Below are 22,267 nucleotides of genomic sequence, written 5' to 3' on the forward strand. Positions count from 1 at the left end.
CTACAGCCGCCAGAGCGCGTCGCGCCGTTCCAGCATCTTCCGCCGCTGCTCGGCCGACAGCTTGGGCATGATCTCCAGAATCGTGCCCTGCACCACGCCGCGCAGTTCCTTGAATTCGTCGCTCATCGCCGCCAGCGCCGCCGCCACCTTGTCGGGATCATAGGGCTCGGCCGACAACGCTTCGTTCACCGCCGCGCGCTGCTGGCGAAGCTCGTCCCCGATCGCCTTGCTCTGGGCCCGGCGCTGCTCGAGCAGTTGCGCCAACGTGGTGCGGTCGGGCTCCGGCAGGGTCGCGACGGCCTCGGACAGTGCCGACGGGCCGGATCGCGAATCCGAGCGCCACAGCCAGGTGCCGAGCACGCCGAGCAGCAGGAGGTTGAGCGCCAGCGAGGCGACGAGGGCCCAGCGCCAGGAGCGTGCAGTCACGGCGTTCCTCCGAAGGGCGACGCGTCGTCGGTCAGGGCGTAGCCGAGGGTCGACCAGTCGTCGTCATTGGCCTGCACCGTCGGCACCATGGCGCCGAGATAGATCCCAACCACCAGAGCCGCGGCGAAGGCGACCGCCGGCCGCCAGGACAGGATCTCCGAAATCCAGCGGCGCGGCCGTGGAGCCGTGTCGAGGATGCGGCCGAGCATCGCCGCCGAAGGCGGAGCCACCCGCAGATCGTTGAGAATGGTCGCCACCGCCCGGGCATCGGCCATGGCGGATCGCGCCTCGGCCGAGGTTGCCAGCAGCGCCTCCGCACCGTCCTGATCGGAGGCGGGCCATCGGTCGATCACCGGACCGTGCCGGTCAAGCAGATCGAGGAACCGATCGAGCGTCATCTCGGCCATGTCACACCTCTCCCATCAGATCGGCCCGTTCCGCCGCCAGGGCCTGGCGGAGGGCGCGCCGGCCGCGCGCCAGGAGCGATTCCACCGCCTCGACCCCGACCCCGAGGGCCTCGCCGATCTCGCGATTGCCCTGGCCCTCGTAATGGCTGAGCAGGATCGCCGCGCGTTGCCGCTCTGGCAGCTGGGCCAGAGCCTCGGCGACCCGGCGCGAGACCCGGGCGCGCTGCAGCCCGGTCTCGGCGCCGGCAGCGGGGTCCGGCGGCTCGGGCACCGCGTCGAGTGCGACCGAAGGCTGCCGCCGCAGCCGGTCGATCGACCGGTTGTAGGTGACGCGGGTGAGCCAGGTAGAAACCGTGGCGCTGCCGTCCGGCCGCCAGCGCCCGGCCTCCTTCCACAGCGCCAGGAACGCGTCCTGGGCCACGTCCTCGGCATCGGCGCGGCTGCCCAGCATGCGCTGGGCGAAGGCCAGCAGGCGTCCGAGATGCCGGTCGACCAGGCGGCGGCAGGCGGCGGCGTCTCCCGCCGCCACAGCCGCCACCAAGGCATCGTCGCTCTCGGCCACGCTTCAGTTGCTGTGGTTCTTGAGGTCATCGATCGAAAGAACACCCGTCTTGCCGGTGTCGCGGCGGTCGAAGCGGGCCAGAGCCGGCGCCTCGAACTCGGCCGCAGTCACCTTCCCATCCTTATCGGCATCGAGCTTGTCGAAGCGCTGTTCCAGGCGGGGACGGATTTTCGCGATCATGGCGTCGACATACTGCTCCTTGGTCAGCGCCCCGTCACCCGCCGTGTCGAGCGCCTTGAACCGCGCCTCGGCCCAGGCCAGGACTTCCGTCCGCTCGATCTTGCCGTCCTTGTTGGTGTCGAGCTGGCGGAAGAAGCCGCCGCGCCAACCGCCGCCCGGCGCACCATCCTGCGCGACCGCCATGGCCGTGCCGGCGACGAGGGCGAGCAAAACCGAACCGACAATCCACTTCGTCTTCATGATGCTCTCGACATTGCGCACCGCCATCGGTGCCTTGTGTTCCCTTCACGACGCAGCCCGCCGCTTCCGTCGCAACCCAGACTCGCAGGCGCTTGCGCGACCCCGGAACTTGGCCCACCTCTTGGGGTAGATGCCGTTCCGCAACCGGGCGATGCCATGGCCGACTTCACCTTCCTGGACCGCGACGTCCTGCGCCTGACCGGCGAGGACAGGGCCGCCTTCCTGCAGGGCTTGGTCTCCAACGACATGCGGAAGGTGGCGCCGGACCGCGCCGTCTTCGCCGCGTTTTTGACGCCGCAGGGCAAGTATCTGCACGATTTCCATGTGGTCGCGCTGGGTGATGCCTGGCTGATCGACTGCGAGGCCGGGCGCGGCGCCGACCTGTTCCGGCGGCTGCGGATGTACAAGCTGCGCTCCAAGGTCGAGCTGGCCGACGTCAGCGCCGACTGGGCGGTGGCGGCGATCCTCGGCGAGCCCGGCAACGCCGCCCTGGGCCTGGCGGGCGAACCCGGCGCCGCACGGCCCCTGGCCGACGGCATCGCCCATGTCGACGCCCGCACGGCGGCGCTCGGCGCCCGGGCGCTGCTGCCGAAGGCGACGGCGAAAGCCACGCTGGAGGGCCTTGGCCTCACCGAGACCGGCCCGGAGGCCTGGGACCGGCTGCGCCTGACCCTGGGCGTGCCCGACGGCAGCCGCGACCTGGTGCCGGAGAAGACCGTGCTGCTGGAGGCGAATTACGATTCGCTGAACGCCATCGCCTGGGACAAGGGCTGCTACATGGGCCAGGAGCTGACCGCCCGCACCCGCTACCGCGGCCTGCTGAAGAAGCGGCTGGCGCCGGTGCTGCTGGACGGCCCGGCGCCCGAGCCCGGCACCTTGATCCTGCGCGACGGCCGCGAAGCCGGTGAGATGCGGTCGAGCCGCGACGGCATCGGCCTGGCGCTGCTGCGGCTGGAGGCGCTGGAAGGCGATGCCGGGCCGCTGCTGGCCGGCGAGACGCCGGTCCGGCCGACGGCACCTGCCGGAAAGGCCGCCTGACCTCTACGCGCTGGCGACTCACCCCGGCCGCATGGTTTCCTATCCCGAACGCGGCGCATTATCGCCGCGAGGGAGAGTCCATCATGCGCATCCTTGCTGTCATCGGCCTGCTGCTGTGGGCCGCCGCCGCCGGTGCTGCCGAGCCGGCGCTCGACCTGACCATCGGCGGCGAGACCCGCCATTTCACCCGCGACCAGCTTCTGGCCCGGCCCGACGTCGCCACCATCGAGGTGACGAAGGACGCCATCTATGGCCGCGCCATGACCTATCGCGCCGTGCCGGTGGCAGGTCTGATCGCCGGCCTGACGCCGCCACCCGACACCGTGATCGAGGCGATCGCGACGGACGGTTACGCGGCGCAGCTGCCGGCCGACCAGATCCTCAGCACCGACCCGAAGCTGGTGATCGCCTGGGTGGCGATCGAGCCGGCGGACGCCCCCTGGCCGACCCTGCCGGAGAAGACGGTCAGCGCCGGCACTTTCTACCTGGTGTGGACCGGCGACCAGGCGGCGACGGTGCGCAGCGAGCAATGGCCTTACCAGATGGCCAAGCTGGCGACCCAGCCCTCCCCCGCCGCGCGCTGGCCGGAGCTGGCGGTCGATTCGGCCCTGACGGCGGCCGACCCGATCCGCAGCGGCCAGACGCTGTTCGTCACCCAGTGCCTGGTCTGCCACAAGCTGAACGGCGCCGGATCGGCCGATGTCGGGCCCGACCTGAACCGGCCGATGAACCCGACCGAATATCTGGCGCCGGCGGCGCTGCACGCGCTGATCCGCGACCCGGCCTCGGTGCGTGACTGGCCGGATCGCAAGATGCAGGGCTTCACGCCGGAGCAGATGAGCGACCGCGAGATCGAGCAGGTCATCGCCTATCTTCACCACATGGCCGGGCGGAAGAAGTAGAGAGCCCCTCCCCGTTTCCGCCGGGCCGGATCTGCTTTAGGGTCGGAGCAACGATTCCAGAGGATTCTCCCCGTGAGCACGCTCGACCAGGTCCTGTCGGCGATCGACGCCGGCCTCGATTCCAGCCTCGACCGGCTGATGGCGTTCCTGCGCCAGCCCAGCATCTCGACCGACCCCGCCTACAAGGAGGAGTGCCGCGCCGCCGCCGAGTGGCTGGCCGCCAGCCTGGGCGAGATCGGCTTCGCCGCCGAGGTCCGGCCGACCCCGGGCCATCCGATGGTGGTCGGCCACGCCCCCGGCGCCGGGGCCGGCCCGTCGGTGCTGTTCTACGGCCATTACGACGTGCAGCCGGTCGATCCGCTGGACCTGTGGGACCACCCGCCCTTCGAGCCGCGGATCGAGACCGGCGCCGACGGGGTCAAGCGCATCCACGCCCGCGGCGCCTCGGACGACAAGGGCCAGCTGCTGACCTTCCTCGAGGCCTGCCGCGCCTGGAAGGCGGTCACCGGCTCCCTGCCCCTGCCGATCACCGTGTTCTGCGAGGGCGAGGAAGAATCCGGCAGCCCCAGCCTGAACCCGTTCCTGGAGGCCAACCGCCAGGAGCTGTCGAAGGACATCGCGCTGGTCTGCGACACCGGCATGTGGGACCCGAAGACCCCGGCGATCACCACCAGCCTGCGCGGCATGGTGTATGAGCAGGTGACGATCACCGCGGCAAACCGCGACCTGCATTCCGGCATGTATGGCGGCTCGGCCCGCAACCCGATCCATGTCCTGACCCGGATCCTCGCGGCCCTGCATGACGAGGACGGCCGCATCGCCGTTCCCGGCTTCTATGACGGCGTGCCCGAGACCCCGACCCAGCTGAAGGCGCAGTGGCAGTCGATGGGCTTCGACGAAGCCGCCTTCCTCAGCCAGATCGGCCTGTCGGTGCCGGCCGGGGAGCGCGACCGCACGGCGCTGGAGCGGCTGTGGGCGCGGCCGACCTGCGACGTCAACGGCATCTGGGGCGGCTACACCGGCGAGGGCAGCAAGACCGTGATCGCCTCCAAGGCTTCGGCCAAGGTGTCGTTCCGGCTGGTCGGCGACCAGGATCCGGTCAAGATCCGCGACGCCTTCTACGCCTTCGTCCGCGCCCGCCTGCCGGCGGATTGCACGGCGGAGTTCCATTCCGAGAAGGGCAGCCCGGCGCTGGCGCTGGCGATCGACAGCCCGGCCCTCACCCGCGCCCGGGCCGCGCTGCAGCAGGAATGGGGCCGCCCGGCGGCGCTGGCCGGCTGCGGCGGCTCGATCCCGGTGGTCGGGTCGTTCAAGCGCCTGCTCGACATGGATTCGCTGCTGGTCGGCTTCGCGCTGGAGGACGACCGGGTGCACAGCCCGAACGAGAAATACGACCTGACCAGCTTCCACAAGGGTATCCGCTCCTGGGCGCGGATCCTGGCGGCGCTGGCGGAGAAGTAAGCCTACCCGAGGTGAAAGCTGGCCATGGCGGCGATGCGTCCCCGGTCGCTCGGGTGGCGGTCGCCGCCGCGGCGCATGTGGCGCAGCCGTCGCAGCTCAGGCACCCCGCTTCGGTGCAGATGGTCGAGCATGGCGGCATGGCTGGAGGGCACGGTGATCGTCATCGGTCCCGCCGGCCCGAGGACGGATAGCGCCGCGACCAGGGCCGCAGCGGTGTCCTGGTCCTCGGCCAGGACCGGGCCGATCCGGTCGGGGTGGCGCAGCCCGTAGCCGGCCACCCGCCCGTCGTGGCGGCAAACCATGCCGGCGGGGTGCTCGCGGAACAGCGCCGTGAGCCCGGTGGTGCGGTCGGCACCAAATACCGCCGCATCATAGGCCGCGACCGCCGGCAGGTCGGCTTCCGCCATCGGCGCCAGGCCGGGCACCGGCGGCGCCTCCACCGGCCCTTTCGCCTCCAGCACCACCGAGGCGTCGACATCGACGAAGCCGAGCGTCTCATACAGCGGCGCGCCGGAGGGCGAAGCATCGAGCAGGATGATGCGGTCGGCCGGCACCGGCGCCAGCGCCGTCTCGACGATGCGGCGGCCGAAGCCGCGCCCCTGCATCGCCGGGTCGGTGCCGACGACCCCGAGATAGGCGACCCGGCCATAATCGACCATCGCCGCCCCGGCGCGCAACGCGCCGTCGGCCTCCAGGACATGGATCGCGGCGTTGGGCATGCGCGACAGCCGGGCGATGGTCGGCCCGAAGCGCGGATTGCCGAAAGCCGCGGCCATCAGCACCACCAGCGCCTCGGCCTCCTCCGGCCGCATCCTTCGGCAGATCGGCGTCATCCGATCGCCACCAGCACGGCGCCGCCGCCGATCAGCGCCACGCCGAGCCAGGCGACGCCCGACAGCGTCTCGCCCAGCACGATCGCGCCGAACACCGCCACCAGCACGACGCTGAGCTTGTCGATCGGCGCCACCTGCCCCGCCTGGCCGAGCTTGAGCGCCCGGAAGTAGCAGAGCCACGAGGCCCCGGTCGCCAAGCCGGACAGCACCAGGAAGATCCAGGTCCGGCCGGAGATCGAGGAGGCCGGCTGGAACTGCCCGGTGGCGGCGACGATGCCACCGATCGCCAGCAGGATGACGACGGTGCGGATGAAGGTGGCGAGATCGGAATTGATCGCCTCGATGCCGATCTTGGCGAAGATCGCGGTCAGGGCGGCGAAGATGGCGGAGAGCAGCGCCCAGAGCTGCCAGGAGGAAAGGAGGTCGGATTTCATGCGGGTCGACTCGGCTTTCAGGAGCACCGCGCCACCTTGGCTCCGATCCCGAGCGCAACGGAAGGGGCCGCGGCGATGCGCCTGCCATGCGGCGATGGGCGCGTGATGCTTGCAGCCATGGTGTGGGGTCGCTATTTTCAAAGTATGGACTTTGATAACAGTTCTTCCCGGGAGCCGGCGACGGCGGCGGAGCGGCTGCTCCTGCTGCTGAAGACGCGCGGCGGCCAGAGCGCCGCGGCGCTCGGCGCCGCGCTCGGCACCACCGGGGAGGCGGCGCGGCAGCAGCTGGTCAAGCTGGCCGAAGCCGGGCTGGTGGAGTCGGCGCCGCAGCGCGCCGGGGTCGGCCGGCCGCTCCAGCTCTGGTCCCTCACCGCTGCCGGCCATGCCCGGTTCCCCGACGGCCATGCCGAGATGGTGGCCGGGCTGATTGCCGGCGTCCGGCGCGAGCTGGGCGAGGCGGCCCTCGACCAGCTGATCGCCGCGCGCGAGGCCGAGACCTTTTCCCGCTATACCGACGCGGTGGCGGGCACGGCGACGCTGCGCGACCGGATCGCGGCCCTGGCTGGCCTTCGCACCCGCGAGGGCTACATGGCTGGGTGGGAGGAAGACGAAAACGGCTTCCTTCTGGTCGAGAATCATTGTCCGATCTGCGCCGCGGCGGCCGCCTGCCAGGGCTTCTGCCGCTCCGAGCTCGACTTGTTCCGCCGCGTGCTCGGGCCGGAGGCCCGGGTGGAGCGCACGGAGCACATCCAGGCGGGGGCGCGCCGTTGCGCCTACCGCATCCTTCCACACCCAAGCCGATCAGAAAGTGAGCACCACCATGGCGTTTGAACTTCCCCAGCTGCCCTACTCGCAGAACGCCCTCGCCGAGCGCGGCATGTGCCAGGAGACGCTGGAGCTGCATCACGGCAAGCACCACCAGGCCTATGTCACGGCGCTGAACGGTTTCGTCGAGAAGGATGACTCGCTGAAGGGCAAGTCGCTCGAGGAGATCGTCGCCTTCGCCTATGGCAAGGACAACCTGGCCCCGGTGTTCAACAATGCCGGCCAGCATTGGAATCACATCCTGTTCTGGCAGAACCTGTCGCCGAAGGGCGGCGCCATCCCGGGCGCGCTGGAAAAGAAGATCACCGAGGATCTCGGCGGCGTGCAGGCCTTCAAGGACGCCTTCAAGGCGGCCGCGATCGGCCAGTTCGGCTCCGGCTGGGCCTGGCTCGTGGTCGGCAAGGACGGCAAGCTGAAGATCACCAAGACCCCGAACGGCTCCAACCCGCTCGCCACCGGCGAGGGCAAGGTGCTGCTCGGCCTCGACGTGTGGGAGCACAGCTACTATCTGGACTTCCGCAACCGTCGTCCGGACTACGCCCAGAACTTCCTCGACAAGCTCGCCAATTACGAGTTCGCCGAGGCCCAGCTCAAGGCCGCCTGACGCCGACCCCGCCCGCCAGTCAGGTTTCCTTCAAGGGAATCGGGCTGGCGGGCGCCCCTTTTCCGACGGCCCTCAGGGACAGATCTTGGTCGCGCGTACCTCGCTTCGTTACAACCCGGACCCGCGACACCCGCCGGCGGTGCCCCGCGATCGTTTCGTCGAGGCGCTGACGCGCCTGACGGCGACCATCTGCGTGGTGGCGGCGACGGAGCCCGACGGCACCCGGCACGGCCGCACGGCCACGGCGGTGATGTCGCTGGCGGCCGAGCCGCCGACCATGCTGGTCTCGATCGACCGCAGCAGCGCCATCGCCAGCGTGATCGAGGCCACCGAAGGCTTCTCCGTCGCCATGCTGGCCGAGCATCAGGATGAGGTCGCCGACGCCTTCGCCGGCAAGCTGCCGATCGCCCGCTCCGAGCGCTTCACCCGCGGCATCTGGTCCGCCTGGCCGTCAGGCCGGCCGAAGCTCGAGGGTGCGGTCGCTGTGATCGACTGCCACCTGATTGGCCTGACCGAGGTGTCGACCCACATCCTGTTCGTCGGCCTGGTCACCGAGGTCGAGACCCGCGACGCATCCCCCCTGCTGTGGAGCCTGCGCCGCTACGCCGGCGTCGCCGCGCGCCGAGCCGCGACGCCGGGGGCGGACGAGGACTGACCGCTTTAGGGATCACCGGCCCGATTCGCGCCATCGGGCCGGCTGGCGAATACCAAACCGAGCTCGGGAATCGGTCGCAGCTATTCCCGGAACTTTATGATGCAAATATAGGGGCCGGATATGACATTGCCGGCATCGTCAAATTTGAATGGCCTCTTCGGAAGGAATCCATCCTTCAATGTCACGGTCTTCCGGGTGACACTCTGGCTCACATTGCCGCCGATGCAGGTAAGCGTGCCGTTCGCTACGCTGGTCACGACATCGAAATGGCTGAAGTAAGTATGCTGCTTGCGAGCGGCATCCAGGGCATCTGCAAAGTCGTCGATGTGAAGCACGCGTGTCGAGCCAAAAATATTCCCGAATACGGGCTTCTCGGCGCCGTCCCCGTCCGGTGGCAAGCCATAGAAAACTGCCGGCGGCTTCTTCGCCAGCATGTTTCTGATGGCGGCTCCGACGTAGACCGAATGCGAGGCGCTAAACGGGAAGGACGCCGCTGAGCCGGAGGCGCTGAGCGCCTTCTTCACCACGAATGAAATGAAGGCGGCCGACCAGGCGGTCCGTTTGGCTATGGCCTTCTCGGCTTCCTTCGGCTCGAATTCCGCACCCTCGGTCCAATACTGTTTCAGAATGTCGTGTACATCGTCATCGGTCTCGTGCCGTCCGCCGAATCGAACCAACTCGGTTTCCGCGGCTTTGACCAACTCGGCCTGAAAATCGGCCATCGTCACCCTCCAATAGCAGGCTAAATTCAGGAGTGACCGCAGGATCGTCCAGCGCCCCCGGACGCTATGCCTTCGGGCAGAGGACGCCTTTCAGCGGCTGTTCGCCGGCAAAGTGTCGATACAGAACGACAGGCCGCAACATGATCCGGCAGCGGCGAAGGAGTGTGCTGGGCTTCCACTCGCCGTAGGCATCGAGCTCGCGCTGCACCCTTTCCGTCGGCGTCGACGCCGGCCGCGTGACGGCCTTATTGGCTACCGCTCGCGCCGAGTTTCGGACGCGGACGTTGACCAGCGCCTCCTCGATCCAGCCGTCGCCCTCTGGAACGCGGTCGAGCGACTTGTACCAGTAGTCCCGCATCCAGAGCCCGACGAGCCATTCCTGCGCTGTCCTGGTCCGAAGCGCAGCGCGCATCCAGGTGCGAAAGATGCGCCAATCCCGCGCCTGCAGGGCCGAATTGGCATACTTCGTGCAGTAAGACTTTTTAGGAGGAACATCGAAGTGGTCGAATGGCTCTCCGCTCAGGTCAGTCTGGAATTTTTCGGCAGCGCAGACACCTGCAGCGCGAAGCTCGTCGTAGACGACACCCGGCTTCCGATACTGGACGTCGTCGGCCAAGCGCAGCAGATCAGCGCGGTGCTCCTGCGGCACCAAACCAGAATCGGCGACATAGCGCATGAACTTCTGGAGATCCCCCACATCGGCATGGGAGATCCCAACCCCGCCGATCGCGTAGCTCATCAAGTGCTTGCCTGAATCTTCCCCCGCATCGCTGGCCCAGCCTTTGTCAGCCGGGTCAGGCGGCAAGCCAGACGGGTCGGCGATGCCCCATTCGGCGACCCCCATGGCGAGGGCGAACAGGCCCAGATCGGTCCGTGCCCAGAGTTCCGTGGGCTTATCGCGATAGTTGGTGATGATGGCTTTCACCAGATCTGCCGACAACACCTCTTTGGTGATATTGTCGTCGGCTGCCCCGCTCCATCCCCCTTGCTCAAGAAACTGGGAAAACACCGCTTCAGACCAATTGCCCATTGAAATCTCAGCGCCCATCTATAGTCCTCCACAGAATAATCATTTAGCGACAACGGCATACACCTCCGAATTCATTCCTGAACGGCATATGTATTATCAACAATTATAGATCTAAGCGTTCGAAAGAGAATACGATCACAATTTAACAATGATAACACACAGAGAAGCGCCGAGCCATGCCCTGATCTTCCGTGCCGGCCGCGGACCCATCCCGTCATCAATGCTCGTGCCCGTGGTCATCCCCGGGCAGGTCGAGCTTGAACGCGTCCTTCAGCTCCGAGATCTGGCCCGGCGACAGCAGGCGCGGGTTCACGCCGCGCAGCAGCAGGTGCAGCTTCGCCGTCTCCTCCAGCTCCTCCGTCGCGTAGACCGCGGCCTCCAGGCTCTCCCCCGCCACCACCGGGCCATGATTGGCCAACAGCACGGATGAATATCGGCCGGCCAGGCCGCGGATGGCGTCGGCCACCGCCGGGTCGCCCGGGCGGTAATAGGGCACCAGAGCCGTCGCCCCGACCCGCATCAGGTAATAGGCGGTCAGCGGCGGCAGCACCGCCTTCGGGTCGATGCCCGGCAGCATCGACACCGCGACGGAATGGGTCGAATGCAGATGCACGATGGCGCGGGCCGAGCCGCGCGTCTCGTACAGCGCGCCGTGCAGCGGGATCTCCTTGGTCGGCTTGTCGCCGGACAAGAGCCGACCCTCGGCGTCGAGGCGGGACAGCCGCGCCGGGTCGAGGAAGCCGAGCGAGGCGTTGGTCGGCGTCACCAGCCAGCCGCCATCCTCCAGCCGCAGGCTGATATTGCCGGAGGAGCCGGGGGTCAGCCCGCGCTCGAACAGCGAGCGGCCGAAGCGGCAGATGTCCCCGCGCAGCCTGGTCTCGTCCATGGGTCGGTCCTTCCGAAAGCGGTCAGGCGGTGGCGCCGGTGATGAGCTCGAAGCCGAGATCGACGACGGTCGGCGGCTCGCGGCCGCAGACCAGCTTTGCCCCGACCTCCCCCATCTCCACCCGCGGTGAGCGGATGGTCGAGAGCGGCTGCGGCAGCGCCTGGGCCAGGTCGAGCCCGTTGAAGCCGAACAGCGCCACCCGATCCGGCACGGCGATGCCGCGGGCGAGGCACAGGAAGCAGCCGCCCATCGCCATGTCGTCGTTGGAGAAATAGACCGCGTCGACCCGGTCGCCACCGTCGAGGATGCGGGCCAGCCCCTCCCGCCCCGAGGCGGCGGAGGACCGGCCGGGCAGGATCTCGGTCGCGACCAGGGCCGCGGCGCTTTCCGACAGCGCCTCGCGGAAGCCCTCGAACCGCTTGGCCGCGCGCCGGTCATGGCCGAGATCGTGGCCGACATAGGCCAGGCGCCGGTAGCCGCGCTCGATCAGGTGCCGGGCGCTGGCCCGGCCGACGGCGCGGTTCGACAGGCCGACGACGATGTCGAGGCCGGTGCCGTCGAGATCCATCAGCTCGGCCACCCGGATCCCGGCATTGGCGAGCATGGCCCGGCCGCGGTCGGTGTGCTCCAGCCCGGTGACGATCAGCCCGGCCGGGCGCCAGGCCAGCATCGCCTCGATCAGCCCCTCCTCCCGCTCCGGGTCATAGTCGGTGACGCCGACGACCGGCCGGTACCCCGCGGCGTCGAGCACGTCCTCCGCCCCGCGCAGCACGTCGGGAAAGACGATGTTGGCGAGCGACGGGATGATCACCCCGACCAGGTTCGAGCCGGCGGAGGATAGGGTGCCGGCCAGGCGGTTGGGCACATAGCCGAGGCGCCGCACCACCTCCAGCACCCGCTCGCGCGTCTCCCCGGCCACCGGTCCGCCGCGCAGCACCCGCGACGCGGTGATCTTGCTGACCCCGGCGGCGCGCGCGACATCCGCCAGCGTGATGCCCCTGGGATCGGGCCTTCTCGTGCGCGCCATCAGGACCCTCTGCGTCGACTCGGCCCCCATCATCCCCGCATCCCGGGGCCGAGCGGAAGCCCTCGCACCGCCCGGCCCCGGCCACCTCGCAGCCTCGCCCTTGACGCCGTCGTTAGCTTCGCCCATGACTATTGATACCGATATCATTCTGACGCCGCGAGATCCAAGCCTTTGGCTGGATAGGCTGCGAAACATGAATGATACCGGTGTCAATTGTCCATCACGGACGAACCGAGGGAGGAAGGATGAGCGTCGAAGCCATGCCGTTGCCGCGCGAGGCGGCGGGTACGATCGAGAAGCGGGTCTACCGCAAGGTGTTCTGGCGCATCGTGCCGTTCCTGATGCTGTGCTACGTGGTCGCCTATCTCGACCGCGTGAATGTCGGCTTCGCCAAGCTGCAGATGTCGCAGGACCTCGGCTTCAGCGAGGCGGTGTTCGGCCTGGGCGCGGGCATTTTCTTCGTCGGCTATTTCCTGTTCGAGGTGCCGAGCAACATCATCCTGCACCGGGTCGGCGCCCGGGTCTGGATCGCCCGGATCATGATCACCTGGGGCATCGTCTCCGCCGCCTTCATGTTCGTGCCCTCGGCGCCGTGGTTCTATGCCCTGCGCTTCCTGCTGGGCCTGGCCGAGGCCGGCTTCTACCCCGGCATCATCCTCTATCTGACCACCTGGTACCCGTCGCATCGCCGGGCCAGGATCATCGCCGTGTTCATGGCCGCGATCCCGGTCTCCGGCATCTTCGGCAACCCGCTGTCGGGCTGGATCATGGACGCCTTCCACGAGACGCACGGACTGGCCGGCTGGCAGTGGATGTTCCTGATCGAGGCGGTCCCGGCGGTGCTGATCGGCGTCGCCGTGCTGCTGGTGCTCGACAACAGCGTCCGCGAGGCCAAGTGGCTGACCGAGGAGGAGAAGGCGGTGATCGAGCGCGAGATCGCAGCCGATGCCAAGGGTAAGGACAGCCCCGCCTCGCTCGGCGCCGTGTTCCGCGACGGCCGGGTCTGGCTGTCCTGCTTCATCTACTTCGCCTTCGTCAGCGGCCAGTACGGGCTGACCTTCTGGATGCCGACCCTGGTCAAGGCGACCGGCGTCACCGGCAACCTCAACATCGGCCTGATCAGCGCCATCCCCTTCCTCTGTGCCGTCGTCGCCATGATCCTGTTCGGCCAGAGCGCCGACCGGCGGCGCGAGCGCCGCTGGCACCTGGTGATCCCGGCGGTCATGGGCGCGATCGGCTTCGTCGTCGCGGCGACCGCCACCGACACTGCGGTCGCGATCGCTTTCCTGTCGCTGGCCGCGGCCGGCGTCCTGACCTGCGCGCCGCTGTTCTGGTCGCTGCCCACCGCCTTCCTACACGGCGCCGCCGCCGCGGCCGGCATCGCCATGATCAATTCGATCGGCAACCTGGCCGGCTTCGTCAGCCCCTACGCCATCGGCCTGTTGAAGGACCTGACCGGCAGCACCGAATTCGGCATGTATATGCTGGCGGTGATGCTGGTGCTGGGCGCCGCCGCCGTCCTGACCACCCCCGCGAAGCTCGTCAACCGCTAGGATCCGGACTGGGAGACTCGACAATGACGAAACCGATTGGCCGCGCCGCCGTGATCGGGCTGGGCTCGATGGGGCTGGGCATGGCCCTGTCGCTGCGCCGGGCCGGCTTCGAGGTCGCCGGCTGCGATCTCTCCACCGCCGCGGTCGAGCGCCTGGTCGACGTGGGCGGCACCGGAGCTGCCACCCCGGCCGAGGCCGCCGTGGGTGCCGATATCGTGGTCTCGGTCGTGGTCAACGCGGCCCAGACCGAGTCGGTGCTGTTCGGCGAGGCCGGCTGCGCCGCGGCGATGCCGGAGGGAGCCGTGTTCGTCTCGTCCGCCACCATGGCGCCGGAGGCGGCGCGCAGCATGGCCGAGCGGCTGGAGGCGACCGGCCGGCACTATCTCGACGCCCCGATCAGCGGCGGCGCCCAGCGCGCGGCGGAGGGAGCGCTGACCATCCTTGCGTCCGGCAGCGCCGCCGCCTTTGCCGCCGCCCGGCCGGCGCTCGACGCCATGGCGGCGAAGCTGTACGAGCTCGGCGACGCGCCGGGCACCGGTGCCGCCTTCAAGATGGTGAACCAGCTGCTGGCCGGGGTGCACATCGCCGCTGCCTGCGAGGCGATCGCCTTCGCCGCCCGCCAGGGGCTGGACATCCGCAAGGTCTATGAGGTGATCACCGCCTCGGCCGGCAATTCCTGGATGTTCGAGAACCGGATTCCGCATGTGCTGGACGGCGACTATGCGCCGCGCAGCGCGGTCGACATCTTCACCAAGGATCTCGGTATCGTCATGGACATGGCGCGCAGCGGGAAGTTCCCGGTGCCGGTGGCCGGCGCGGCCCTGCAGATGTTCCTGATGACCGCCGCCGCAGGCATGGGCCGGGACGACGACGCCTCGGTCGCCCGGCTCTACGCCCAGATCGCCGGCCTCGACCTGCCCGGCGCGAAGAAGGAGGGATAGGATCGATGCCGCGCTTCGCCGCCAATCTCAGCATGATGTTCACCGAGTGGGACTTCCTCGACCGCTTCGACGCGGCGGCCGGGGCGGGCTTCACCGCGGTCGAATACCTGTTCCCCTATGAGCATCCGCCCGAGGCGATCGCCGAAAGGCTGTCGCGCAACGGCCTGACCCAGGCGCTGTTCAACCTGCCGCCCGGCGACTGGGCCAGGGGCGAGCGCGGCCTGGCCGCCCTGCCCGAGCGGGCGGACGAGTTCCGCGCGTCGGTCGCCACCGCCCTCGTCTATGCCGAGGCCACCGGCGTCGGCCGCGTCCATATGATGAGCGGCAATGCCGACCCGGCCGACCCGCGGGCGCAGGCAGCCTGGCGCGACGCCACCCGGTTCGCCGCCGAGGCCTTCGCGGCCAAGGGCGTAGACGTGCTGCTGGAGCCGCTGAACACCCGTGACATGCCGGGCTATTTCCTGGGCAGCTTCGACCGCGCCGCGGTGCTGATTGGCGAGCTGGGCCTGCCCAACCTGAAGCTGCAATTCGACTGCTACCACCGGCAGATCCTGCATGGCGACGTGACCATGGCGCTGCGCTCGCTGCTGCCGATCACCGCCCATGTCCAGATCGCCAGCGTCCCCGGCCGGCACGAGCCGGATGTCGAGGAGCTGAACTACCCGTTCCTGTTCCAGGAGTTGGAACGGCTGGGCTATGCCGGCTTCATCGGCTGCGAGTACCGGCCCCGCGCCGGCACGCTCGAAGGGCTGGGCTGGTTCGCGCCCTATGCCAGCCGCGAAGTGTGAGGAGGAAGCGATGACCCTCGTGCTCGGCTGCGTGGCCGACGACTACACCGGCGCCTCCGACCTGGCGAACACCCTGTCCAAGGCCGGGCTGCGCACGGTCCAGACCATCGGCGTGCCGCGCGACGACCTGGAGCTGCCGGCGGTCGACGCCGTGGTGGTGGCGCTGAAGAGCCGGTCGATCCCGGCCGCCGAAGCGGTCGAGCGCAGCCTGGCCGCCGACCGTTGGCTGCGCGGCCGCGGCGCCGGCCATGTGCTGTTCAAGATCTGCTCGACCTTCGATTCGACCGATGCCGGCAACATCGGCCCGGTGACCGATGCGCTGCGAGCCGAAATCGGCGCCGGCCCGGCACTGGTCACCCCCGCCTTCCCGGAGACCGGCCGGACGGTCTATCTCGGCCATCTCTTCGTCGGCACCGTGCCGCTGCATGAAAGCCCGCTGAAGGACCATCCGCTGAACCCGATGCGGGATTCGAACCTGGTCCGCGTGCTGGGCCGGCAAAGCAAGGCGCCAGTCGCCCTGCTGCCCCTGGCCGTGGTGGAGGCCGGGCCGCAGGCCGTGCGCAATGCGGTCGGGCAGCGCGCGGCAGAGGGTGCCGGCGCGATCATCGCCGACGCGGTGCTGGACCGGCATCTGGAGACGCTGGGCGTGGTGGCGCTGGACCAGCCGGTGTCGACCGGGGCCTCCGGCCTTGGCCTCGGCATCGCCCGCGCATTGGTCGCCGCCGGCCGGATCACGGGCACCGGTGCGGACCACGCGCCGGCTCCGATCGGCGGACCGGCCGCGATCCTGGCCGGCAGCTGCTCGCAGGCGACTTTGGGTCAGATCGCGGCGGCGGAGCGGAGCATGCCCGTGCTGCGCCTCGACCCGGAGGCGCTGGCCGGCGATCCCGGCGAGGTCGGGCGAGCCCTCGCCTGGGCCGAGCGGCATCGCGCCGAGGGGCCGGTGCTGATCGCCAGCAGCGCGCCGCCGGAGCAGGTAGCGGCGGTGCAGCGGAAGCTCGGCCGCGACGCCGCCGGCCATGCGATCGAGCAGGCGACGGCGCGGATCGCCCTCGGCCTGGTCGAGGCCGGAATCCGCCGCCTGGTGGTGGCGGGCGGCGAGACCTCCGGCGCCGTGGTCGATGCCCTGGCACTGCCCGCCTTCCGCATCGGCGCCGAGATCGCCCCGGGCGTGCCGGTGCTCCATGCGGTCGGCCGCGAGCCGCCGATGGTGCTGGCCCTGAAATCCGGCAATTTCGGCGGCCCCGACTTCTTCACCGATGCGCTGAGGGCGATGCCGTAGGGCGACGGCTCAGAGAATCACCGGCTCCGGCTCCAGCGCCACGCCGTAGGTGGCGCGGACGTCGCTCTGGATCTGCCGGGCCAGGTCGAGGATCTCCGCCCCCGTGGCGCCGCCGCGATTGACCAGGACCAGGGCCTGCCGGTCATGCACCGCGGCGCGGCCGACTGCCCGCCCCTTCCAGCCGCAGCGGTCGATCAGCCAGCCGGCGGCCAGCTTCACCCTGCCGTCCGGCTGCGGATAGCCGACGATGCCGGGGAAGGACGCAGCCAGATCGTCATACTGGGCACCCGGCACGATCGGGTTCTTGAAGAAGCTGCCGGCATTGCCGATCACCGCCGGGTCGGGCAGCTTCTGCCGCCGCACCGCGACGACCGCGTCGAAGATCTCCGCCGCCGTGACATCGGACCGGTCGGCGAAGACCCGGGCCAGGTCGGGATAGGCCGTCACCGGCGTCCAGGGCCGTGGCAGGCGCAGGGTGACGGCGGTGACGATCCAGCGCTCCGGCTCGCGCTTGAACAGGCTGTCGCGGTAGCTGAAGCGGCAGGCGGCGCGGTCGAGCGTGACGAAGCCGCCGGTCGTAGTGTCGAAGGCGCGCAAGCTCTCGAACCGCTCCTCCAGCTCCACGCCATAGGCGCCGATGTTCTGGATCGGCGCCGCCCCGGCGGTGCCCGGGATCAGCGCCAGGTTCTCCAGCCCCGGCCGGCCCTGGGCGATGGTCCAGGCCACCAGGTCGTGCCAGACCTCCCCGGCCCCCGCCTCGATCAGCACGGCCTCCGCGCTCTCCCCCGCCAGCCGCCGGCCGGGGATGCGCATCAGCAGCGTCAGCCCGTCGAAATCGCCGGTCAGCACCACATTGCTGCCGCCGCCCAGCAGCCGGCGCGGCAGGCCGGCGAAGCGCGGATCCGCCAGCACCGCCGGCAGCTCGGCCTCGTCGCGAATCTCCACGGCGAAGCGGCTGCGCGCGGCGATGCCGAAGCTGTTGGCGGATTGCAGCGGGTGGTCGGTCAGGATCTGGTACATCAGGCAAGCGTGGCGGCTTCGGAAGGAGGCCCTCTCCAGTCTGTCATGCCCGGGCTTGACCCGGGCATGACAGACAATGTCGAGACCCTCTGGATTGCCGGGTCAAGCCCGGCAATGACAAGAAGAAAGTCGTTCGGAAGAGTCTATACGATCTCGTCGATCAGCTTGGCGATCAGCGCCTGGATGAAGCTGTCCCGCCCCTCGGCGGTGCGGACGAAGGCGCCGATGCCGCCGATCACCTGCTGCCGGTAATAGCCTTCGAGCCAGTCGTATTCGTCGAGGATGACCAGCGCGTTGACCGTCACATGGGCCGCCTCCGCCGCATCGCGAGCCAGCGTCGGATCGATCCCGGCGTTGGAGAAGCCGTTCGAGACGATGTCGATGGTCTGGCGCGGGCTGTCGAAGCCGCTGGCCTTGAACAACTCGAGCGCGTCGAGCACGGCGCTGCCGATCGCGGTCGACCCGGCCTCCTGCCCGGCCGGCGCCGCCAGCACCGCCTCGGCGAAGGAATCGGCATCGGCGGCGCCGGCCAGGCGGCGCCAGGGCAGCAACACCTTCAGGCTGCGCGGACCGTCGAAGCGCGCCAGCGTCACCGCGATGCCGCCGCGCGGGCCGGCGGCGATCGCCGCCTTGACCTTCTCGTCGCGGAAGGCGGCGGCGTGGCCGCGCAGCTGGAAGTCGAGCGCGCCGGTGGTGATGCTGGCCGAGGCGTCGACCAGCAGCACGAGCTCGAGATCGACCGGCTCCAGCGCAGGGGCCGCCGGGGGCTGCGGCTCGGGCGCCGGGCTCTGGGCCGCGGCCAGCAGCGGCCGGGCCAGCAGCACGCCGGCGAGCCAGCCCGCGAAGCGTCGCCGCCTCATGGTGCCAGCGTCGCCAGGAAATCGTCGGTGTCGCGCCAGAAGGCGCTGCGGATGTCGTCGCGTTCCATCAGGATCTCGTGCCGGGCGTCCGGATAGACGCTGACCCGGCACTGCGGCAGCAATCGGGCGACCCGCCGGGACGCCGCGTTGTCGACCAGCCGTTCCTGCCCGGCCAGCAGCATCAGCACCGGCGCCCGGATGGACGGCGCCTGCCGCAGGATCGCGGCGGAGGACCGGAAGGCGGCGGCGAGCCAGCCCCAGGTGATGCCGGAGACGCGGTAATCCGGATGGTCGCGGAACCAGTCGGCCTGGATGCGGTTGCGCACCGGGTCGCTGGACAACAGCCGCCGCGGGTCGAGCAGGCGCTGCGCGTCATAGCCGCCCTCGCCCGGGGCGTAGCGGCGGCCGCGGCCGAACGACGCCGCCACCGGCGACAGCAGGCGAGCGACCCGCTGCATCGCGGGCACGGCGATCGGCACGACCATCGGCGCGGTCAGGATTGCGCCTGCCGCCAGGTCCGGCCGGTCTGCCAGCAGGCGCAGCGCCAGGTGCCCGCCCATGGAATGGCCGAGCAGGACCAGCGGCCCCTCCCCTGCCGACCGCACCACCTGGTCGATCAGGAGAGCGGCGTCGCGCACCAGCGGGTCGAAGCTGTCGTAGTGGCCGGTCTCGTCGCCCGTGGGAGTGCGGGACGACAGGCCCTGGCCGCGCCAGTCGAAGCCGAAGACGCGAAAACCGCGGGCGATCAGCTCGCCCGCGGTCTCACGGTACTTCTCGATGAACTCGCTGCGGCCGTTCATGATCAGCACGGTGCCGCGCACCCGCCCCTCCGGCTCCGGCCACGCGCCCCAGCGCAGCCGCGCCCCGTCCGGCGTCGTCAGGACATCCGTGCGGGGCGCGGCGGCCAGGTCCACTACTCGGCCTTGACCTCGGCCTTCAGCGCCGCCTGCGCCGCGGCCAGGCGGGCGATCGGCACCCGGTAGGGCGAGCAGGAGACGTAGTCGAGCCCGACCGATTCGCAGAAATGGATCGAGGCCGGGTCGCCGCCATGCTCGCCGCAGATGCCGAGCTTGATGCCCGAGCGGGTCTTGCGGCCGCGCTCCGCCGCCAGCGACACCAGCTCGCCCACGCCGTCGCGGTCGAGGGTGACGAAGGGATCCTGCTCCAGGATGCCGGCGCGGGTGTAGTCCGGCAGGAAGGTTCCGGCATCGTCGCGGCTGATGCCGAAGGTCGTCTGGGTCAGGTCGTTGGTGCCGAAGGAGAAGAACTCCGCCGTCTCCGCCAGCTCATGCGCCCTGAGCGCGGCGCGCGGCAGCTCGATCATGGTGCCGACCAGGAAGTCGAGCTTGATCCCCTTCTCCTGTTCCACCGCCGCGGCCACCGCCACGATCGCGGCCTTGAGGATGTCGAGCTCCTTCTTCGAGAAGGCGAGCGGGATCATGATTTCCGGCGTCACCGTCTCGCCGGACGCGGCCTTGACCTCGGCCACGGCCTCGAAAATCGCCCGCGCCTGCATCTCGTAGATCTCCGGGAAGGAGATGCCGAGGCGGCAGCCGCGATGGCCGAGCATCGGGTTGCTCTCATGCAGCTGGGCGGTGCGGTGCCGCACCCGGCCGAGATCGACCCCGGCGATCCGGGCGACTTCCTCGAGGTCCTCCTCGGTGCGCGGCAGGAACTCGTGCAGCGGCGGGTCGAGCAGGCGGATGGTGACCGGCAGGCCCTTCATGATGGTGAACAGCTCGACGAAATCCTGGCGCTGCATCGGCAGGATCTCGGCCAGGGCCGCCTTCCGCGCCTCCACCGATTCGGCCACGATCATGCGGCGCACGGCGGTGATGCGGTCGGCTTCGAAGAACATGTGCTCGGTCCGGCACAGGCCGATGCCCTCGGCCCCGAACTTGCGCGCGGTGCGGGCGTCGAGCGGGGTCTCGGCATTGGTGCGGATCTTCATCCGCCGGACTGCGTCGGCCCAGCCCATCAGCTTGGCGAAGTCGCCCGACAGCTCGGGCTGCACGGTCGGCACCTCGCCCTTCATCACCTCGCCGGCGGCGCCGTCGATGGTGATGACGTCGCCGGCCTTGAGCGTGACGCCGCCGACCGAGACGGTCTTCGCCTTGGTGTCGATACGCAGCTCGCCGGCGCCGGAGACGCAGGCCCGGCCCATGCCGCGGGCGACCACCGCCGCGTGGCTGGTCATGCCGCCGCGGGTGGTCAGGATGCCGGCGGCGGCGTGCATGCCATGGATGTCCTCGGGGCTGGTCTCCTCGCGCACCAGGATCACCTTGTCGCCCATCTGGGCCAGGGTCTCGGCCTCATCCGCGGTCAGCACGATCTTGCCCGAGGCCGCGCCGGGCGAGGCCGGCAGGCCCTTGGCGATGACCTCGCGCTTGGCCTTCGGATCCAACGTCGGGTGCAGCAACTGGTCGAGTGCCTGCGGCTCGACCCGGCGCACCGCCTCGCGCTGGTCGATCACGCCGGCCTCGGCCAGCTCGACCGCGATGCGCAGCGCGGCAGCGGCGGTGCGCTTGCCGTTGCGGGTCTGCAGGATGTAGAGCCGGCCCTGCTGGACCGTGAACTCGATGTCCTGCATGTCGCGATAGTGGCTCTCGAGCCGGTCGCGGATGTCGCAGAGCTGCCGGAAGGTCTCCGGCATTGTCTCTTCCATCGACGGCAGGTCGCTGCCGGCCGCCTCGCGCGACACCTTGGTCAGGTTCTGCGGCGTGCGGATGCCGGCGACGACGTCCTCGCCCTGGGCGTTGACCAGGTACTCGCCATAGAAGGCGTTCTCGCCGGTCGACGGGTTGCGGGTGAAGGCGACGCCGGTGGCGCAGTCGTCGCCCATATTGCCGAACACCATGGCCTGGACGGTGACCGCCGTGCCCCAGCTGGCCGGGATGTCGTGCAGGCGGCGATAGGTGATGGCGCGCTGGTTCATCCAGGAGCCGAACACGGCGCCGACCGCGCCCCACAGCTGGTCCTTCGGGTCCTGCGGGAAGGGCTGGCCGAGATCGGTCTGGACCACGCCCTTGTAGCGGTCGACCAGGGTCTTCAGGTCGGCGGCCGTCAGCTCGGTGTCGAGCGACACGCCGCGCTCCCGCTTGATGCCCTCGAGCTCGTCCTCGAAGCGGTAATGCTCCACCCCCAGCACGACGTCGCCATACATCTGGATGAAGCGGCGGTAGCTGTCATAGGCGAAGCGCTCGTCGCCGGTACGGGCGGCGAGGCCGCCGACGGTCTCGTCGTTGAGGCCGAGGTTGAGCACCGTGTCCATCATGCCCGGCATCGAGGCGCGGGCGCCGGAGCGGACCGAGACCAGCAACGGATTCGTCTTGTCGCCGAACTTGGCGCCGACGATCGCCTCGATCTGGCCGAGCGCAGCCTGGACCTGCTCCGTCAGCTCGTCCGGATAGGACCGGTTATGGTCGTAGTAGTACGAGCAGAGTTCGGTGGTGACGGTGAATCCGGGCGGCACCGGCAGCCCCAGAACGCTCATCTCGGCGAGATTGGCCCCCTTTCCGCCAAGCAGGTTGCGCATGTCGGCACGGCCATCCGCCTTGCCGTTCCCGAAGCCGTAGACCCATTTGGTCATGT

The 22,267-nt window shown here is 69.7% G+C and carries 24 protein-coding genes; 10 read left to right on the forward strand and 14 right to left on the reverse strand.

All coding sequences use genetic code 11. The features are described 5' to 3' along the window. The 4 genes from FFK22_RS17300 to FFK22_RS17315 are packed head-to-tail and all read right to left on the reverse strand — an operon-like array spanning position 1 to position 1,842. The gene (locus tag FFK22_RS17300; RefSeq protein WP_186002520.1) at positions 1–426 is read right to left on the reverse strand and encodes a periplasmic heavy metal sensor; all 426 of its coding nucleotides are present in this window, start codon (positions 424–426) and stop codon (positions 1–3) included. Continuing rightward, positions 423–833, reverse strand: a complete 411-nt coding sequence (locus tag FFK22_RS17305) for a hypothetical protein (RefSeq protein ID WP_138892194.1) — start codon at positions 831–833, stop codon at positions 423–425. Before FFK22_RS17305 ends, FFK22_RS17300 begins: the two co-directional genes overlap by 4 nt. 1 nt (position 834) lies before the next feature. Beyond that, positions 835–1,395, reverse strand: a complete 561-nt coding sequence (locus tag FFK22_RS17310) for an RNA polymerase sigma factor (RefSeq protein ID WP_138892193.1) — start codon at positions 1,393–1,395, stop codon at positions 835–837. A 3-nt stretch (positions 1,396–1,398) separates the two neighbouring features. Continuing rightward, positions 1,399–1,842: an EF-hand domain-containing protein gene (locus tag FFK22_RS17315; protein WP_138892192.1), complete on the reverse strand. Its 444-nt coding sequence runs from the start codon at positions 1,840–1,842 to the stop codon at positions 1,399–1,401. A 129-nt stretch (positions 1,843–1,971) separates the two neighbouring features. Here FFK22_RS17315 and FFK22_RS17320 point away from each other — a divergent pair, with 129 nt between their 5' ends. From FFK22_RS17320 to FFK22_RS17330, 3 genes are all read left to right on the forward strand, one after another. Then, a complete protein-coding gene (locus FFK22_RS17320) occupies positions 1,972–2,853 on the forward strand; it encodes a folate-binding protein YgfZ (protein WP_138892191.1) in 882 nt (293 codons plus the stop codon). Between the two features lie 83 nt (positions 2,854–2,936). Then, a complete protein-coding gene (locus FFK22_RS17325) occupies positions 2,937–3,755 on the forward strand; it encodes a cytochrome c (RefSeq protein WP_138892190.1) in 819 nt (272 codons plus the stop codon). A gap of 72 nt (positions 3,756–3,827) precedes the next feature. After that, the gene (locus tag FFK22_RS17330; RefSeq protein WP_138892189.1) at positions 3,828–5,216 is read left to right on the forward strand and encodes a dipeptidase; all 1,389 of its coding nucleotides are present in this window, start codon (positions 3,828–3,830) and stop codon (positions 5,214–5,216) included. Between the two features lie 2 nt (positions 5,217–5,218). On the opposite strand, the gene FFK22_RS17335 is transcribed toward FFK22_RS17330, so the two are convergent. Together FFK22_RS17335 and FFK22_RS17340 are read right to left on the reverse strand one after the other, a co-directional pair. After that, entirely contained in the window at positions 5,219–6,049 is an 831-nt protein-coding gene (locus FFK22_RS17335) for a GNAT family N-acetyltransferase (protein ID WP_138892188.1), read from the reverse strand. Continuing rightward, complete coding sequence (locus FFK22_RS17340) at positions 6,046–6,483, reverse strand: EamA family transporter (protein WP_138892187.1); 438 nt, start codon at positions 6,481–6,483, stop codon at positions 6,046–6,048. The genes FFK22_RS17335 and FFK22_RS17340 overlap by 4 nt, the downstream gene beginning before the upstream one ends. Positions 6,484–6,519: 36 nt before the next feature. Here FFK22_RS17340 and FFK22_RS17345 point away from each other — a divergent pair, with 36 nt between their 5' ends. From FFK22_RS17345 to FFK22_RS17355, 3 genes are all read left to right on the forward strand, one after another. Further along, positions 6,520–7,314: a metalloregulator ArsR/SmtB family transcription factor gene (locus FFK22_RS17345; protein ID WP_221938659.1), complete on the forward strand. Its 795-nt coding sequence runs from the start codon at positions 6,520–6,522 to the stop codon at positions 7,312–7,314. After that, a complete protein-coding gene (locus FFK22_RS17350) occupies positions 7,304–7,912 on the forward strand; it encodes a superoxide dismutase (RefSeq protein WP_138892186.1) in 609 nt (202 codons plus the stop codon). The genes FFK22_RS17345 and FFK22_RS17350 overlap by 11 nt, the downstream gene beginning before the upstream one ends. An 85-nt stretch (positions 7,913–7,997) precedes the next feature. Then, complete coding sequence (locus FFK22_RS17355; protein ID WP_138892185.1) at positions 7,998–8,567, forward strand: flavin reductase family protein; 570 nt, start codon at positions 7,998–8,000, stop codon at positions 8,565–8,567. Positions 8,568–8,647: 80 nt separating this feature from the next. Here the strand turns inward: FFK22_RS17355 and FFK22_RS17360 are convergent, their stop codons facing one another. The 4 genes from FFK22_RS17360 to FFK22_RS17375 form a co-directional block, all read right to left on the reverse strand. Next, positions 8,648–9,289, reverse strand: coding sequence for a DUF2272 domain-containing protein (locus FFK22_RS17360; RefSeq protein WP_138892184.1), 642 nt, complete (start codon positions 9,287–9,289; stop codon positions 8,648–8,650). Positions 9,290–9,353: 64 nt separating this feature from the next. Further along, positions 9,354–10,337: a hypothetical protein gene (locus FFK22_RS17365; protein WP_138892183.1), complete on the reverse strand. Its 984-nt coding sequence runs from the start codon at positions 10,335–10,337 to the stop codon at positions 9,354–9,356. 199 nt (positions 10,338–10,536) lie between these two features. Next, complete coding sequence (locus tag FFK22_RS17370; RefSeq protein WP_138892182.1) at positions 10,537–11,205, reverse strand: aldolase; 669 nt, start codon at positions 11,203–11,205, stop codon at positions 10,537–10,539. A gap of 22 nt (positions 11,206–11,227) precedes the next feature. Further along, positions 11,228–12,232, reverse strand: a complete 1,005-nt coding sequence (locus tag FFK22_RS17375) for a LacI family DNA-binding transcriptional regulator (protein WP_138892181.1) — start codon at positions 12,230–12,232, stop codon at positions 11,228–11,230. A gap of 245 nt (positions 12,233–12,477) precedes the next feature. Here FFK22_RS17375 and FFK22_RS17380 point away from each other — a divergent pair, with 245 nt between their 5' ends. The 4 genes from FFK22_RS17380 to otnK are packed head-to-tail and all read left to right on the forward strand — an operon-like array spanning position 12,478 to position 16,796. After that, positions 12,478–13,785: an MFS transporter gene (locus tag FFK22_RS17380; protein ID WP_138892180.1), complete on the forward strand. Its 1,308-nt coding sequence runs from the start codon at positions 12,478–12,480 to the stop codon at positions 13,783–13,785. 23 nt (positions 13,786–13,808) lie between these two features. Beyond that, complete coding sequence (ltnD, locus tag FFK22_RS17385; protein WP_138892179.1) at positions 13,809–14,726, forward strand: L-threonate dehydrogenase; 918 nt, start codon at positions 13,809–13,811, stop codon at positions 14,724–14,726. A 5-nt stretch (positions 14,727–14,731) separates the two neighbouring features. Continuing rightward, positions 14,732–15,514 carry a 2-oxo-tetronate isomerase gene (otnI, locus tag FFK22_RS17390; protein WP_138892178.1) on the forward strand — a complete coding sequence of 261 codons (783 nt, stop codon included), beginning with the start codon at positions 14,732–14,734 and terminating at the stop codon, positions 15,512–15,514. 10 nt (positions 15,515–15,524) lie between these two features. Next, positions 15,525–16,796, forward strand: a complete 1,272-nt coding sequence (gene otnK / locus FFK22_RS17395; protein WP_138892177.1) for a 3-oxo-tetronate kinase — start codon at positions 15,525–15,527, stop codon at positions 16,794–16,796. A gap of 9 nt (positions 16,797–16,805) precedes the next feature. On the opposite strand, the gene murB is transcribed toward otnK, so the two are convergent. The 4 genes from murB to ppdK all read right to left on the reverse strand — a co-directional run bounded on the left by murB (position 16,806) and on the right by ppdK (position 22,265). Beyond that, positions 16,806–17,816 (reverse strand): UDP-N-acetylmuramate dehydrogenase, encoded by a 1,011-nt coding sequence (gene murB, locus FFK22_RS17400; RefSeq protein ID WP_138892176.1) that lies wholly within the window; start codon positions 17,814–17,816, stop codon positions 16,806–16,808. Between the two features lie 143 nt (positions 17,817–17,959). Next, positions 17,960–18,676 carry a DUF1194 domain-containing protein gene (locus FFK22_RS17405; protein WP_138892175.1) on the reverse strand — a complete coding sequence of 239 codons (717 nt, stop codon included), beginning with the start codon at positions 18,674–18,676 and terminating at the stop codon, positions 17,960–17,962. Next, entirely contained in the window at positions 18,673–19,590 is a 918-nt protein-coding gene (locus FFK22_RS17410) for an alpha/beta hydrolase (protein WP_138892174.1), read from the reverse strand. Before FFK22_RS17410 ends, FFK22_RS17405 begins: the two co-directional genes overlap by 4 nt. Beyond that, complete coding sequence (ppdK, locus tag FFK22_RS17415) at positions 19,590–22,265, reverse strand: pyruvate, phosphate dikinase (RefSeq protein ID WP_138892173.1); 2,676 nt, start codon at positions 22,263–22,265, stop codon at positions 19,590–19,592. The genes FFK22_RS17410 and ppdK overlap by 1 nt, the downstream gene beginning before the upstream one ends. Positions 22,266–22,267 lie beyond the last annotated feature (2 nt).

The sequence above is a fragment of the Mycobacterium sp. KBS0706 genome (genome assembly GCF_005938675.2).
Lineage (GTDB): Bacteria > Pseudomonadota > Alphaproteobacteria > DSM-16000 > Inquilinaceae > Inquilinus.

What these genes read in the sequence shown, in the direction of transcription:
- FFK22_RS17365 (WP_138892183.1), bottom strand. Translation starts at nt 10,337, where the DNA reads ATGGGCGCTGAGATTTCAATGGGCAATTGGTCTGAAGCGGTGTTTTCC.
- FFK22_RS17325 (WP_138892190.1), top strand. Translation starts at nt 2,937, where the DNA reads ATGCGCATCCTTGCTGTCATCGGCCTGCTGCTGTGGGCCGCCGCCGCC.
- FFK22_RS17335 (WP_138892188.1), bottom strand. Translation starts at nt 6,049, where the DNA reads ATGACGCCGATCTGCCGAAGGATGCGGCCGGAGGAGGCCGAGGCGCTG.
- FFK22_RS17315 (WP_138892192.1), bottom strand. Translation starts at nt 1,842, where the DNA reads ATGGCGGTGCGCAATGTCGAGAGCATCATGAAGACGAAGTGGATTGTC.
- FFK22_RS17370 (WP_138892182.1), bottom strand. Translation starts at nt 11,205, where the DNA reads ATGGACGAGACCAGGCTGCGCGGGGACATCTGCCGCTTCGGCCGCTCG.
- ltnD (WP_138892179.1), top strand. Translation starts at nt 13,809, where the DNA reads ATGACGAAACCGATTGGCCGCGCCGCCGTGATCGGGCTGGGCTCGATG.
- FFK22_RS17380 (WP_138892180.1), top strand. Translation starts at nt 12,478, where the DNA reads ATGAGCGTCGAAGCCATGCCGTTGCCGCGCGAGGCGGCGGGTACGATC.
- otnK (WP_138892177.1), top strand. Translation starts at nt 15,525, where the DNA reads ATGACCCTCGTGCTCGGCTGCGTGGCCGACGACTACACCGGCGCCTCC.
- FFK22_RS17405 (WP_138892175.1), bottom strand. Translation starts at nt 18,676, where the DNA reads ATGAGGCGGCGACGCTTCGCGGGCTGGCTCGCCGGCGTGCTGCTGGCC.
- FFK22_RS17375 (WP_138892181.1), bottom strand. Translation starts at nt 12,232, where the DNA reads ATGGCGCGCACGAGAAGGCCCGATCCCAGGGGCATCACGCTGGCGGAT.
- FFK22_RS17360 (WP_138892184.1), bottom strand. Translation starts at nt 9,289, where the DNA reads ATGGCCGATTTTCAGGCCGAGTTGGTCAAAGCCGCGGAAACCGAGTTG.
- FFK22_RS17340 (WP_138892187.1), bottom strand. Translation starts at nt 6,483, where the DNA reads ATGAAATCCGACCTCCTTTCCTCCTGGCAGCTCTGGGCGCTGCTCTCC.
- FFK22_RS17305 (WP_138892194.1), bottom strand. Translation starts at nt 833, where the DNA reads ATGGCCGAGATGACGCTCGATCGGTTCCTCGATCTGCTTGACCGGCAC.
- murB (WP_138892176.1), bottom strand. Translation starts at nt 17,816, where the DNA reads ATGTACCAGATCCTGACCGACCACCCGCTGCAATCCGCCAACAGCTTC.
- ppdK (WP_138892173.1), bottom strand. Translation starts at nt 22,265, where the DNA reads ATGACCAAATGGGTCTACGGCTTCGGGAACGGCAAGGCGGATGGCCGT.
- otnI (WP_138892178.1), top strand. Translation starts at nt 14,732, where the DNA reads ATGCCGCGCTTCGCCGCCAATCTCAGCATGATGTTCACCGAGTGGGAC.
- FFK22_RS17320 (WP_138892191.1), top strand. Translation starts at nt 1,972, where the DNA reads ATGGCCGACTTCACCTTCCTGGACCGCGACGTCCTGCGCCTGACCGGC.
- FFK22_RS17350 (WP_138892186.1), top strand. Translation starts at nt 7,304, where the DNA reads ATGGCGTTTGAACTTCCCCAGCTGCCCTACTCGCAGAACGCCCTCGCC.